At 67.3% G+C, this 13,102-nt stretch carries 10 protein-coding genes and 4 pseudogenes; 10 read left to right on the top strand and 4 right to left on the bottom strand.

Annotated elements, in window-relative coordinates; translation table 11 throughout:
• Positions 1-194 (top strand): annotated as a pseudogene (locus ABGB16_RS32000) (long-chain fatty acid--CoA ligase); the annotation flags it as partial.
• A gap of 492 nt (positions 195-686) precedes the next feature.
• On the opposite strand, the gene ABGB16_RS31995 reads toward ABGB16_RS32000, so the two are convergent.
• Positions 687-1,325 (bottom strand): TetR family transcriptional regulator, encoded by a 639-nt coding sequence (locus ABGB16_RS31995; RefSeq protein ID WP_347671806.1) that lies wholly within the window; start codon positions 1,323-1,325, stop codon positions 687-689.
• 94 nt (positions 1,326-1,419) lie between these two features.
• Here ABGB16_RS31995 and ABGB16_RS31990 point away from each other — a divergent pair, with 94 nt between their 5' ends.
• From ABGB16_RS31990 to ABGB16_RS31960, 7 genes and pseudogenes are all read left to right on the top strand, one after another.
• On the top strand, positions 1,420-3,012 hold the full coding sequence (locus ABGB16_RS31990; protein WP_347671805.1) for a methylmalonyl-CoA mutase family protein: 1,593 nt from the start codon (positions 1,420-1,422) through the stop codon (positions 3,010-3,012).
• 170 nt (positions 3,013-3,182) lie between these two features.
• On the top strand, positions 3,183-3,797 hold the full coding sequence (locus ABGB16_RS31985; protein ID WP_347671804.1) for a biotin transporter BioY: 615 nt from the start codon (positions 3,183-3,185) through the stop codon (positions 3,795-3,797).
• Entirely contained in the window at positions 3,794-5,395 is a 1,602-nt protein-coding gene (locus ABGB16_RS31980; protein ID WP_347671803.1) for an acyl-CoA carboxylase subunit beta, read from the top strand. The genes ABGB16_RS31985 and ABGB16_RS31980 overlap by 4 nt, the downstream gene beginning before the upstream one ends.
• Positions 5,395-5,631, top strand: coding sequence for an acyl-CoA carboxylase subunit epsilon (locus ABGB16_RS31975; RefSeq protein ID WP_347671808.1), 237 nt, complete (start codon positions 5,395-5,397; stop codon positions 5,629-5,631). The genes ABGB16_RS31980 and ABGB16_RS31975 overlap by 1 nt, the downstream gene beginning before the upstream one ends.
• Positions 5,632-5,655: 24 nt before the next feature.
• On the top strand, positions 5,656-7,410 hold the full coding sequence (locus ABGB16_RS31970) for a biotin carboxylase N-terminal domain-containing protein (RefSeq protein ID WP_347671807.1): 1,755 nt from the start codon (positions 5,656-5,658) through the stop codon (positions 7,408-7,410).
• Between the two features lie 143 nt (positions 7,411-7,553).
• Positions 7,554-7,841, top strand: a pseudogene (locus tag ABGB16_RS31965) (transposase); the annotation flags it as partial.
• Between the two features lie 62 nt (positions 7,842-7,903).
• Positions 7,904-8,071 (top strand): hypothetical protein, encoded by a 168-nt coding sequence (locus ABGB16_RS31960; protein WP_347671809.1) that lies wholly within the window; start codon positions 7,904-7,906, stop codon positions 8,069-8,071.
• An 18-nt stretch (positions 8,072-8,089) separates the two neighbouring features.
• On the opposite strand, the pseudogene ABGB16_RS31955 reads toward ABGB16_RS31960, so the two are convergent.
• Positions 8,090-8,302: pseudogene (locus tag ABGB16_RS31955) on the bottom strand (transposase family protein); the annotation flags it as partial.
• Positions 8,303-8,568: 266 nt separating this feature from the next.
• On the opposite strand from ABGB16_RS31955, the gene ABGB16_RS31950 reads away from it, so the two are divergent.
• Positions 8,569-9,537, top strand: a complete 969-nt coding sequence (locus ABGB16_RS31950; protein ID WP_347671802.1) for a hypothetical protein — start codon at positions 8,569-8,571, stop codon at positions 9,535-9,537.
• A 188-nt stretch (positions 9,538-9,725) separates the two neighbouring features.
• Positions 9,726-10,337: a hypothetical protein gene (locus ABGB16_RS31945; protein ID WP_347671801.1), complete on the top strand. Its 612-nt coding sequence runs from the start codon at positions 9,726-9,728 to the stop codon at positions 10,335-10,337.
• A gap of 868 nt (positions 10,338-11,205) precedes the next feature.
• On the opposite strand, the gene ABGB16_RS31940 is transcribed toward ABGB16_RS31945, so the two are convergent.
• Positions 11,206-11,424: a hypothetical protein gene (locus tag ABGB16_RS31940; protein WP_347671800.1), complete on the bottom strand. Its 219-nt coding sequence runs from the start codon at positions 11,422-11,424 to the stop codon at positions 11,206-11,208.
• Positions 11,421-11,768 (bottom strand): annotated as a pseudogene (locus tag ABGB16_RS31935) (hypothetical protein); the annotation flags it as partial. The gene ABGB16_RS31940 and the pseudogene ABGB16_RS31935, both read right to left, overlap by 4 nt.
• Between the last annotated feature and the right edge of the window lie 1,334 nt (positions 11,769-13,102).

The raw sequence follows: 13,102 nt of genomic DNA, 5'->3' as shown, positions 1-13,102 counted from the left end.
TTGTCCTGCAACCGGGCGAGGAAACCACTCCCGAGGAGCTGATCGCCTGGTGCCGCGGACACCTCTCGACCTTCAAGATCCCCGACCGGGTGATCGTGCGTGCCGAGCTACCCCGCACCAGCGTCGGGAAGGTCCGCAAGGACCTGCTACGCGCAGAGCTCGCGTCCTCACATCGTGCGGGCGGCGCCTCGTGAGGTGATCGGTGCAGCCCGGCTTGAAGACCGTCGCTCAGCTTGATCTTTAAGGGAGGGGCACGATGTCAACGGGGTCCTCGCCGCGGTCAGGGCCGGGCTGGGCATCGCGGTGTTCGCACGATCCCTTCTGCCCTTGGACCTCGTCGAGCTACCCGCCTCGACCGGGCTCCCCGTACCGCCCGCTCTCGACCTGGTGCTGCTGACCAATCCTCACGCTCCCGAGCAGGCCACCACCGCGATCACATCCGCAATCTTGTCCAGCAGCTGCCGTTGACCCGCACCCTCGGACTGAGCACGACCACGGCGCCGGCCCGTGATCCCGTTCGACCAGTGACAGGGCCAGATCGACCCCGGCCGACACACCCGCGCTGGTGCTGATCGGTTCGTCATGGGCGTACAGCCGACCTCACGCCGGAATTGTCCCCGATCGCCTACGAACGGCACCCGGGGTCTACCCCTCCCCGGCTACGCGCAGGACTTTTGGCAACCCGCTCAGACCGCGCTCTGTGAGCTTTGTCGGCTGCTACGAGCGATCAGCGGTGTCATGAGATCGGCGACCGTCGTCAATGCGGCCTCCAAGGCAGGGCGGGGATCCTTCGCTCCTCCAGGCCGCAGCCACTCGCGGAGTACCTGGTTGTGGGCGGCGACAAAGGACGCGGCCGCGACATGGGCCGCGAGGGCGGCCTTGGAGGTGTTCGGCAGCCTGCTCCGCAGGTAGTCACTGAGAACCCGCTCGTACCTGGCGACGCTGGCGACCTCGCGGTCTCGAAGAGCCGCGACTTCGCGGGTCAGCCGATAGCGGGCGAGTGTCTGTTCTGGCGTCGCCATGAAGCTCTCGAAGATCAGCCTGGTCGCCTCGGCCACGGCGAAGATCGGCTCTGTATTTGTGGAGGAACCAAGGTACCAACGCACGCGGTCCAAGACCGAGTCGTGATCAGGGAAGATCACGTCTTCCTTGGAAGGGAAGTGCCGGAAGAACGTGCGCCGGGCGACGCCCGCTGCCGTCGTGATGTCATCGATGGTCGTGCTCTCGTACCCCTGGGCCGCGAATAGCTCGAAGGCGGCCCGTGCCAGTCGATCCCGGATGGGCTCCCCTGCTGGTGGGGCGGCCGGCGGGATGTTCGGGTACATGGCGGGGACAATACCACACTCTCGCAATTGAGTGACAGATCACAGGCACGGTGTGCTTGAGGTCTGGCACCGAGTGCCATTAACGTTCCAATCTATGTCTGTGCCTCCGCAGGGCCGCAACGAATCCGGCCTTCCCATCGACGCCGTCTACGACGAGTCTTCGCTGCAGGGCTTCGATCCGAAGGCCAAGCTGGGCACGCCGGGGGAGTTTCCCTTCACCCGTGGCGTCTACCCCACGATGTACGCCGGCAAGCCGTGGACGATGCGCCAGTACGCGGGGTTCGGCACGGCCAGGGAGTCCAACGAGCGCTACCACCAGTTGGTCAAGGCGGGCACGGGCGGTCTGTCCGTGGCCTTCGATCTGCCCACGCAGATGGGCTACGACTCCGACGAGCCGATCGCGCATGGCGAGGTGGGCAAGGTCGGGGTGGCCATCGACTCCCTCGATGACATGCGGACATTGTTCCGCGGGCTGCCATTGGACAAGGTCAGCACCTCGATGACCATCAACGCCCCGGCCTCGACGCTGCTGCTGCTCTACCAACTGGTCGCCGCCGAGGAGAGAATCGCGGGGCACCAGCTCACGGGCACGATCCAGAACGATGTGCTCAAGGAGTACATCGCCCGGGGCACATACATCTATCCGCCCAAGGAGTCCCTGCGCCTGATCAGCGACATCTTCGCCTACTGCCAGAAAGAAATCCGGCGCTGGAACACGATCTCCATCTCCGGCTACCACATGGCCGAAGCGGGGGCCACCCCGGTGCAGGAGATCGCCTTCACCCTGGCCAACGCCAAGGAGTACGTCCGCACAGCCATCGCGGCCGGGCTCGACGTCGACGACTTCGCGCCGCGGCTGTCGTTCTTCTTCGTCGCCCGGACCACGCTGCTCGATGAGGTGGCGAAGTTCCGCGCGGCGCGGCGGATCTGGGCGCGCATCATGCGGGAGGAGTTCGGCGCGAAGAACCCCAAGAGCCAGATGCTGCGCTTCCACACCCAGACCGCCGGCGTGCAGCTGACAGCCCAGCAGCCCGAGGTCAACCTGGTGCGGGTGGCGCTACAGGGGCTCGGGGCGGTGCTGGGCGGGACGCAGAGTCTGCACACGAACTCCTACGACGAGGCCATCGCACTTCCGACGGAGAAGGCCGCGCGCCTGGCGCTACGCACGCAGCAGGTCATCGCCTACGAGACGGACGTCACCAAGACGGTCGACCCGTTCGCCGGGTCCTACGCCATCGAGGCGATGACCGACGACGTGGAGGCGGCCGCGATGGAGCTCATCCAAGCTGTCGAGGACCGTGGGGGCGCCGTGGCCGCGATCGAGCAGGGTTTCCAGAAGAGCGAGATCGAGCGCTCGGCCTACCAGACCGCGCTCCAGATCGACCACGGCGAGCGGACGGTGGTGGGGGTGAACCGGTTCACCCTGGACGAGGAGGAGCCGTACGAGCCCCTCCGGGTCGACCCCCAAATTGAGATCGACCAGTGCGAACGCCTCGCGGCGCTACGCAAGGAGCGTGACAACGACGCGGTCGGCCGAGCCCTAGATGACTTGCGCGCCGCGGCGTCGGGCCGCGACAACGTCCTCGTGCCGATGCGCGAGGCGCTGCGCCAGCGAGCCACGGTCGGCGAGGTCAGCCATGCCCTGCGCGATGTGTGGGGCCTATACGTCCCGCGCGACTCGTGGTGACGCGTCCACAACCGCCTTGGCGGCCGGACGTTGAGCGGCACGACGTTCGTGCCGCTTCGAGACGGCCGGCCTCCGGAGAGTCAATTGCCGATGCGGCCAGCTTTCTCCTCTGCCGGGCGCTCACCGGCAACTCACCCGACCGAGCCCAGCCTTAGCAGACAAGGACAGCGATGACTACCGCGCTCAGCCTCCCCACTCCACTGCCCGTGCTGGCCGAATCCGCACTCCCGAAAGTGCTGACACGTAGCGGCGCCACGGTCGTCCTGGGTACGGCCTTGACCGCTCTCGCCGCTCAAGTTGTCGTACCGATCCCAGGCTCGCCCGTCCCGGTCACCGGGCAGACGTTCGCGGTCCTGTTGACCGCCGCCGCCCTCGGTCCGGCCCGGGGACTGGCCAGCCAGGTGCTCTACCTAGTACTCGGCGCCGCAGGGCTGCCCGTCTTCACACAGGGCGCTCACGGCGTGCATGTCCTGGTCGGCGCGACCGGCGGCTACCTTGTTGGTTTTCTGCTCGCCTCGCTGATCGTGGGCGCCGGCTCGCGTCGTGGCACCGACCGGACGGTGCTTCGCGAGTTGGCAGTTCTGGCGCTGGCTTCGGCGGCGATCTACGCGTGCGGGGTGACCTGGCTGGCCATCGTGACCGGTATGGGCCTGGGCAAAGCGGTCGCCGTTGGTATGACACCCTTCCTCGTCGGCGACGCCCTCAAGGCGGTGTTGGCGTCAAGTCTCCTCCCGGCAGCCTGGGCGCTGGTCACCCGTCTCGACTCCACCGGGCGCGCGCAATGAGCGCGGAAACGGCCTCGGTGCCGGAGACCGGGATCAACATCCACAGCACCGCCGGCAAGCTGGCCGGCCTGGAGCGACGGGTCGACGAGGCGGTGCACGCCGGGTCGGCGCGGGCGGTCGAGAAGCAGCACGCACGGGGCAAGAAGACCGCCCGGGAGCGGATCGAGATGCTGCTCGACGAGGGCTCCTTCGTCGAGCTGGACGAGTTCGCCCGGCACCGGTCCACCAACTTCGGCCTGGAGCGGACCCGCCCGTACGGCGACGGGGTCATCACCGGCTACGGCACCGTCGACGGCCGGCAGGTCTGCGTCTTCGCCCAGGACTTCACGGTCTTCGGCGGCTCCCTCGGCGAGGTGTTCGGCGAGAAGATCGTCAAGGTGATGGACCTGGCCATGAAGATCGGCTGCCCCGTCATCGGCATCAACGACTCCGGCGGCGCCCGCATCCAGGAGGGCGTCGCGTCCCTCGGCCTCTACGGCGAGATCTTCTTCCGCAACGTGCGGGCCAGCGGGGTCATCCCGCAGATCTCCCTCATCATGGGCCCGTGCGCGGGCGGCGCCGTGTACTCCCCGGCGGTCACCGACTTCACCGTGATGGTCGACCAGACCTCGCACATGTTCATCACCGGCCCCGACGTCATCAAGACGGTCACCGGCGAGGACGTGGCGATGGAGGAGCTGGGCGGCGCCCGGACCCACAACACCCGCAGCGGCAACGCCCACTACCTGGGCGCCGACGAGGACGACGCCATCGAGTACGTCAAGGCGCTGCTGTCGTACCTGCCGTCGAACAACCTGGACGAGCCGCCGGTCTTCGACGCCCCGGCCGACCTGGCCGTCACCGACGCCGACCGGGAGCTGGACGCGCTGATCCCCGACTCGGCCAACCAGCCGTACGACATGCACCGGGTGATCGAGCACGTCCTGGACGACGGGGAGTTCCTGGAGGTCCAGCCGCTCTACGCGCAGAACATGGTGATCGGCTTCGGCCGGGTGGAGGGGCGGCCGGTCGGCGTGGTGGCCAACCAGCCGATGCACTTCGCCGGCACCCTGGACATCGCCGCGTCGGAGAAGGCGGCCCGGTTCGTGCGCACCTGCGACGCGTTCAACATCCCCGTGCTGACCTTCGTGGACGTTCCCGGGTTCCTCCCCGGCACCGGCCAGGAGTGGGACGGCATCATCCGCCGGGGCGCCAAGCTCATCTACGCCTACGCCGAAGCCACCGTCGGAAAAGTCACCGTCATCACCCGCAAGGCGTACGGCGGCGCGTACGACGTGATGGGCTCCAAACACCTCGGCGCAGACCTCAACTTCGCCTGGCCGACCGCGCAGATCGCGGTGATGGGAGCGCAGGGCGCGGTGAACATCCTCTACCGCTCCGAGCTGGCCGCCGCCGAGGACCCGGCGGCGCTGCGCGCCGAGCTGATCGCCGAGTACGAGGACACCCTGGCCAACCCGTACATCGCGGCGGAGCGCGGGTACGTCGACGGCGTCATCGCGCCGCACGAGACACGCGCCCAGATCGTCCGCGCGCTGCGCGTGCTGCGCACCAAACGCGAAACCCTGCCCCCGAAAAAGCACGGGAACATCCCGCTGTGATGGGCACCGATGCGCAGCGGGACGCCGCATCCGCGCGGCCGATCGCCCTGGTGCGTGGCAACGCCACCCCCGAACAGCTCGCCATCGTGATGGTCGTGCTCGCACGTGCCGCACGCTCCACGAAGGCGAACCCACCCCCGCGCGGTACCTCCGCCTGGGTCGAACACGCCCGCCCGGCGCGCCGGCCCTTGGTGCACGCGCCCGGTGCCTGGCGCAGCTCGGCCCTGCCCCACTGACCCGAGAACGGAGACACACGGATGCTGAAGAAGGTGTTGATTGCAAACCGGGGCGAGATCGCCGTTCGCATCGCCCGTGCATGCAAGGACAGCGGCATCGGGTCGGTCGCCGTCTATGCCGACCCCGACCGTGACGCGTTGCACGTCAAGGTCGCCGACGAGGCCTACGCCATCGGCGGAGCGACTCCCGCAGAGTCCTATCTCGCCCAGGACAAGCTGCTCGACGTCGCCCGAAAGTCGGGCGCGGACGCGGTCCACCCGGGCTACGGGTTCCTCGCGGAGAACGCCTCGTTCGCCAAGGCTGTCATCGACGCCGGGCTCACCTGGATCGGTCCCTCCCCCGAGGCCATCGACGCGCTGGGCGACAAGGTCAAGGCGCGGCACATCGCGGCCCGCGCCAACGCTCCCCTCGTGCCCGGCACGCCCGACCCGGTCACCGACGCCGAGGAGATCGTAGCCTTCGCCAAGGAGCACGGCCTGCCCGTCGCCATCAAGGCCGCCTACGGCGGGGGCGGGCGCGGTCTGAAGGTCGCACGCACTCTGGAGGAAATCCCCGCGCTGTTCGAGTCTGCTACGCGCGAGGCGGTGGCGGCGTTCGGGCGCGATGAGTGTTTCGTCGAGCGATACCTGGACAAGCCCCGCCACGTCGAAACGCAATGCCTTGCCGACACCCACGGCAACGTCGTGGTCGTCTCCACCCGCGACTGCTCGCTGCAGCGCCGTCACCAGAAGCTGGTCGAGGAGGCGCCCGCCCCGTTCCTGACCGACGAGCAGAACGCCGAGCTGGTCCGCGCATCCAGGGCGATCTTGAGGGAAGCGGGCTACCACGGGGCCGGGACGTGCGAGTTCCTCATCGGGCGCGACGGCACAATCTCCTTCCTCGAGGTCAACACCCGCCTTCAGGTGGAGCACCCGGTCACCGAGGAGGTCACCGGCATTGACCTCGTGCGTGAGCAGTTCCGCATCGCCAACGGTGAGCCACTCGGCTACGACGACCCCACCCCGATGCGGCACGCCATCGAGTTCCGGATCAACGGCGAGGACGCCGGCCGAGGCTTCCTGCCCGCACCAGGCGTCATCACGCAGTTCCGTCCTCCGAGCGGCCCCGGTGTGCGACTCGACTCCGGTATCGAGGCTGGCGACATCGTCGGCGGCGCCTTCGACTCGATGCTGGCCAAGCTGGTCGTCACCGGCCGGAACCGCAACGAGGCCCTGGAGCGCTCGCGTCGCGCGCTGGCCGAGTTCGTCGTCGACGGCATACCCACCGTGATCCCGTTCCACCGCGCGGTTGTCGCCGACGAGGCGTTCGCCCCGGCCGACCCGACCCAACCGTTTTCCGTCCACACGCGGTGGATCGAGACCGAGTGGCACAACACGGTCGAGCCGTACTCCGGCTCTGTCGCCGAGGCGCAGGACTACGCCGGCGAGCGGCAGACCATCGTCGTCGAGGTCGACGGCAAACGGATCGAGGTCGCACTGCCAGGCGGCCTGGCCGTCAGCGGCGGCACCGCGAGGAAGAAGGCGCCCAAGCGCTCCAGCGGCAGCGAGCGGAGCGCAGCCGTGTCCGGCGACGCACTCACCGCGCCCATGCAGGGCACCATCGTCAAGATCGCAGTGGAGGAAGGCCAGACCGTCGAAGCCGGCGAGTTGGTCGCGGTCCTGGAGGCCATGAAGATGGAGCAGCCCATCAACGCCCACAAGTCCGGCACCGTCACAGGCATTACCGCCGCCATCGGCGACACCGTCCCCCACGGCGCCGTCATCGTCGAAATCAAGTAGACAACGGTGTAAACGGCGAGTGCTATACACCGACGGTGACGAAACACAGTTAGTACTGCAACGGCGGGTCGTAGCTTCGGGTGGTAATCGCTCCTTGGCTGGTTGTGGTGGATGCGCAGTTGGTCGGGTCGTGGGATGCCGGGTTGGAGGAGTTGTTCTTCCGGTTCTCGCATCGGTTTACTCGGGTGGAGCCGCGGCGGCGGGCGTGGGCGTATGTGCGGGGGTTGCTGGCGCCGTTGGAGCGGCGCAACGGCTGGACCCTTGCCGAGCAGGCTGGGCATGTCTCACCGGACGGGTTGCAGGGCATGTTGTGCAGCGCGGCGTGGGACCGGGACGCGGTGCGCGATGACGTGCGCGACTACGTGGTGGAAGCGATCGGTGATCCGGCCGGGGTGCTCGTCGCCGACGAGACCGGGTTCGTCAAGAAGGGCGCGTAATGCCGAGTTCGGCATTACGCGCCTTATGACGAGCCGACGGTTATGCCGTGTTGCTCGTGAGCGTGCTGGTCAGCACGCTGATTTCTCGGTCGCCGTGCGGCATTACGCAGTGGTTGTCCGTCGTGGTCGAGGGTTTCTCGTGTCTGGTCGATGTGTCCATCGACAGACAGGAGAAGATCATGGACGCGGAGGATGTGGGACGCGCCGTGCCGCAGGTCGTGTAGTCGGATCGGTGGTAGTCCGCGCCAGGCGGTGGCGACACCGACGGCGAACCCCGCGGCGAGCCGGGTGTAGGTGTCACCGTTGCGCAGGTGGGCCAGGGCGAGCAGTGCCTGTCGGCCCGGACCGAGACGTCGCCACCGGGATCGATGCTGGTTACGGTGCGCTCGGATGAGGTCGCCGAGGTGGTTCAGGGTTCGGCTGGACAGCGGGATCGTGGAGGGGTAGGACAGCACAGGCGAGGCTCCCGGTCGGGGCATCGGATCTTGGTCGACTGCTGTCTTACCTGGAGCCTCGCCCTCATCGATCTCCGGGTTGCCTGCACCCGCCCTGAGCTGCAAGATCAGCTTGGAAAGGGGGCTCACAGATAACGAACCCGTTCGGCATTGAACTCCGTCCGCACCGCGGGACGTGGTAACTACGGTGATTCGTCCCCGATTCGATGAGGTTTCTGCCGATGCGTCCTCCGCTTCCGCTTCCCCCCGACGACGGTGAGTCCCGTGTGCCCGGGATCCTGCTGGTGCGCACCGACAGCGATGACGACGTCTGGGAAGACGTGCTCTGGCGCATGGGCGAGCTCCCTGGCATGTACCGGTCCGGTCAAGCAGGTGCGGCCGATGCGGTGGCGCGGGAGTCGATCCCCCGGCGCCTGATCGTGACGGAGGATCCCGCGTGGCGGGGCGCCACCTCCGAGGATGTCTCCGCGGCCCTGGACCGGCCCGGGATCTGGGTGCCCGACCTGGTGGTGCTGACCGACGACCGCACCGGGCGCGATGCGGATTCGCGCCCGCTGCTGGCCTTTCGCGGCAGCGACGGCGATGCCTTCTGGATCACTCCGCGTCAGGCGGCCATGACCTACCTGGTGCTGCACCATCCGTACCTGTCCTCCACCATCGGCTGGTTCGTGGAGACGGCTCCCGCCGAGTTGGAGTGGGAGCTTGAGGAGGACGAGGAGGAGTGGGAGCCCGACGAGGAGGACCTCCATGAGCCCGTGGGGGTTGAACTGGAGTCGCTGAACGCCCCGCCCCGCTACACTCGGCCGGCCCGCGAGCTGCCTCCGCTCATCCAAGAGACCGATCTGGGCGGGGTGCTCGTGCGCACCGACTTCACCGACGACGCGGCCTGGACATCCCTGGTCGAGCGCGTGTGCCGCCCGGGCCACGACGTGATCGACGACTTCGGCGACTACGTCGACTTCGTGGACGATCCGGCCTTTGCGGGCGCCACGCCGGAGCAGGTGATGGCGCAGGTCCGCCACCCCGGTACCAACAAGGGAGCGATGACCGCTGACGTGGTGCTGATCGCCGACGCCACCACGATGCGCGAGCCCGGGCACCGCGTCCTCGTGATCCCTCTGGAAGACCGGATCGGGTTCGCCTTCCGGGTGGCCCCCGAGCTCGTGGGGGGCATGGTGATCAACCTGGCGCTGGGCAACATGGACATCGGCGACTTTCGGAACGACGAAGCGTAGGCAGTCGAAGGGAGGCATATGCAGGCTAGAGGCTCTGAAGTGTCAGGGTGACGTCGTGTCATAACCGTCCTGTTTATAAGATCCATTGCGATTTTCGTTGCATTGGAATTTTGAGATCGATGAGTCGCCAACAACCCTGGGATCGCGCGCTGGGCCTACGGTCCAATCTGGTCCCGAGTATCGCGGGATTGGCCGATGCGGCGTGCGGCAGTGTTCTGGGGCGGATCATCTTCTCCGACCGACCGGTTGAGCCCACCCTGGTCGATGGGGTACCGTCCCTGACCACCCATATGGCGAACGGGAATGGTACGCCGGTCGAGGAGATCTGGCTGACCGATCGGCCCGTACGATCCGGTACGGCGGGTAAGGCCGTCTTCGCCGAGGACGGCGAGCATCTGTTCTATGCAGCACGTCTCGGGCCGCAGCCGGTGTACCGCGAGCGGGTGCGCGAACTGTATGAGACTGCCCTGCGGTTCACCTGGGAGCGCGGCTACACCGACCTGGTCCGCATGTGGAACCTGATCGGCGACATCACCAGCCCGAACTCGGAAGGTGTCGAGATCTACCGCGACTTCTGTGTCGGCCGGGCCGAAGCATTCGCCACCTGGGAGGCGCAGTTTCCACAGCTGCCGGCAGCCACCGGAATCGGCACCCTCAGCCCAGGAATGGAGCTCTGCTTTCTTGCCACGAAACAGGGTCGAACTGTCCATCTGGAGAATCCGCGGCAGACGCCAGCCTATAAGGGCTCGCAGAGGAATAACACGCAGATTCCGAGTCTGAAAGTTGCGGATGTGGTATAGGAATCTCGTGACCTGGGCAGACCCCGGCTGGATTCATTCGGACCAGGAGCGACCGAACCCCGCCCAACACCGCAGGTCACAAGACCGCTAGCAGATGAAATCCTGCGATAACGGAAAACCGCATGTTATTCCTCTGCGAGCCCTTACCCACGCGGCCCGGAACCTGGTGATGGACCTTGAGGACGCCGGATGCGCGGTGAAACACCTGATCCGGAATCGGGACGGCAAGTACCCGACCCTGTTCGACGCGATCCTCGCCGACGCCGACATCACGGTCGTGCGCAGCGACGTCCGAATGCCCCACATGAACTCGATCATGCAACGGTGGATCCACGCCTGCCGTCACGAACTGCCCGACCGAACACTGATCCGGAACCAGACACACCTGTTACACGCTCACCGCGAGTACGAACGCCACCACAACCAGCATCGGCCGTCATCCGGGCATCGCGAACGCCCGGCCTCTGCGTCCACTGCCCGAACCGATCACCGATCCCGCCGCGCTGGCACGCCTGAACGTCCACCGACACGATCGACTCGGCGGACTCCTACACGAATACGAGAACACCGCTGGACCAGCACGGATGAAGTTTCCGGCACCCGCAGGGCTGCTCCCAAACCGCTCCCGATGTAAGGGACGCAAGCGGAGAAGCCCGTTACCGACAATTCCGGGCAACGGGCTTGCTACCTGCGCTTATCGATGGTGGGCGATACTGGGATCGAACCAGTGACCTCTTCGGTGTGAACTCTCGGCGGAGCGGTCTGATCAGGTGTCGTCCGAGGTGAACCGGCCTGCTGCGGGCCGTCTCGGTCCGGTGCGGTTGCCACCGTTGCTGTACTTCGCTGCTGTACTGCTGGCGTCAGGTCCTCACCGCAGCCAGCCCAGAAAGCGGCGATGCAGGGTGCCGGCGGGCGCCCACGTCAGATCCTCTGCGGCGCGGGCGAACTGCGCGCCCATGTACAACGCGAGGGACATCGGCGCATCCGCGTACTCCGCTTGCAGTTCCTGCCGGCGGGTCCGGCAGGGCCAGGGCGCGCCGCAGCCGCCGCAGCTCCAGATCGGCAGCACCGGGCCATGGGTGGTCACGCCCGCACCCCCAGGTAGCGCGCCATGATCGTCCGGGCCTGCCGGCTGGTCGCCCACTCCACCTGCCAACACGGGTACGGCACCAGCCGCGACCACCACGCTCGGCAGCCGACGCACATCCCGTCAAGCCCTCGAAGATGTACGGCGAGGATCGCCCGCTCTTGGTCGTCGTTCACCTGGCCTCCCCGTCCGGCCAGTGGCCCCGGTTGATCGGGATCCGGTGCCGGGCACGACAGGGCAGGTCGGCACCGCAGCGGCAGATACGCCGCCACTTCCGCCAGGACCACACCGGCCGGTGCCGCCGGGCGAGGGTCAGAGCGACCGCCAACACGTACTCGTCGTACGAGACACGCCGCACCGGGCTCCCTGCCCTGCCGTCGAACCTGGCCACCTCGGCGTTCTCGGTAACTGGTGCCGCGACGCCGGGGCCAAATGGGCTGGTCATGCTGCCTCCCGCCGGTGCCCGAACGGTGCCGTGGGTGCCCGGTCGATCGTGATTCGGAGCTGGGCACCCACGGCAGGGCACCCGGCCGCCAAGCTGGGTAGCCCCACGAGCAACTTAGGACGCAATCGCAGCGGTCGGATACCAGTCCCGCGATGGCGAGGATGGTGTCTTCGAAGTGTTCTCGGCGTCCGATGTAGCGTTGCAGCGGTCGCCACTGCTTCGGTTCCGCGATGGCGTGTTCCACGCAGATCCGTTGTGATGACTGGGCGTGCCGGGCGATGTTGTACTCGGCGTGTTGGGTTTCGTCGGCGTCCTTGCGTGGTCGCTTCGGTGGGGCGCTGACCTGGTCGGGGAAGTCCCGGGCCAGGCCCTGGTAGCCGGAGTCCACCTGGGCCTTGACCTTCGGGTACTGCCGCAGCAGGTCTTCCACGCCTTCGGTGCGCAGCGCGGTGACGTCGTGCATCCGTCCCGGGCGGGTGGCCCCGCACCACAACAGGCGTCCCCGTTCGTCACTGATGATGGTGGACTTGCCGGTGTTCTGCTTCTTCTTGCCGGACACGAACGCCCGCCGGCCGGGTCGGCCCGCTTTCGGCCGGCGGACCTGGACCTCGGTTGCGTCGATGCGCAACTCGACGCCCTGCGCGGCGGCGTAGGCGAACACGTCGGCCAGGGTGCGAGCCGTACGCCGGGCATGCCGGGCACGGCGAACCCACGAGCGGCCAGCAGTGGACGGATCTCGCCCACCGCTCGGGTGATGGTGGCGCGGTCGACGTTGTAGAGCAGGGCCAGGGCGGCGTGCGGGAGTTGGAAGCGCAGCACGACCAGGGTGGCGATGACCCGGTCGGTGAAGGTCAGGTCATGGTCGGGGCCGGCGCCGGCAGCGCGGATGCGGTCACGACCACGGCGTTCGCGCAGCCTTGACTCCTGCTGCGTGGTCCATGGGTCGGCCAACTCGACGATCAGCTTGGCCAGCCGTCGGCGAGGAATCCCGCTGCAGATACGATGAGACAAGGCCGTGCGGGCCCATCCTGACGTCACAATCACGATCGTCCCGCACGGCCGTTTCCATGATCAAAGCGGGTCGGTCAGCTATCGCGCACCAAATCGTTAGGGCTCGCAGATAATTAACTCGCCGGTTTGATCTTGGCGGCTTCTGCGTTGGCGATGAAGCTGACGATGTCGGTGGGCGTGTGGAACCGTGCTGTCGAGGCAATGGCCGTGTGGTCGTGGTGG

It is taken from the genome of Micromonospora sp. B11E3 (assembly GCF_039871625.1).
In the GTDB taxonomy this organism is placed as follows: Bacteria; Actinomycetota; Actinomycetes; order Mycobacteriales; family Micromonosporaceae; genus Micromonospora.
The sequence above is the reverse complement of the archived record's forward strand: the minus strand, read 5'-3'. Positions and strand labels throughout refer to the sequence as shown.

Excerpts from the sequence above, each read along its gene's own strand:
- ABGB16_RS31995 (WP_347671806.1), bottom strand. The coding sequence starts at position 1,325 with ATGTACCCGAACATCCCGCCGGCCGCCCCACCAGCAGGGGAGCCCATC.
- ABGB16_RS31990 (WP_347671805.1), top strand. The coding sequence starts at position 1,420 with ATGTCTGTGCCTCCGCAGGGCCGCAACGAATCCGGCCTTCCCATCGAC.
- ABGB16_RS31985 (WP_347671804.1), top strand. The coding sequence starts at position 3,183 with ATGACTACCGCGCTCAGCCTCCCCACTCCACTGCCCGTGCTGGCCGAA.
- ABGB16_RS31980 (WP_347671803.1), top strand. The coding sequence starts at position 3,794 with ATGAGCGCGGAAACGGCCTCGGTGCCGGAGACCGGGATCAACATCCAC.
- ABGB16_RS31975 (WP_347671808.1), top strand. The coding sequence starts at position 5,395 with ATGGGCACCGATGCGCAGCGGGACGCCGCATCCGCGCGGCCGATCGCC.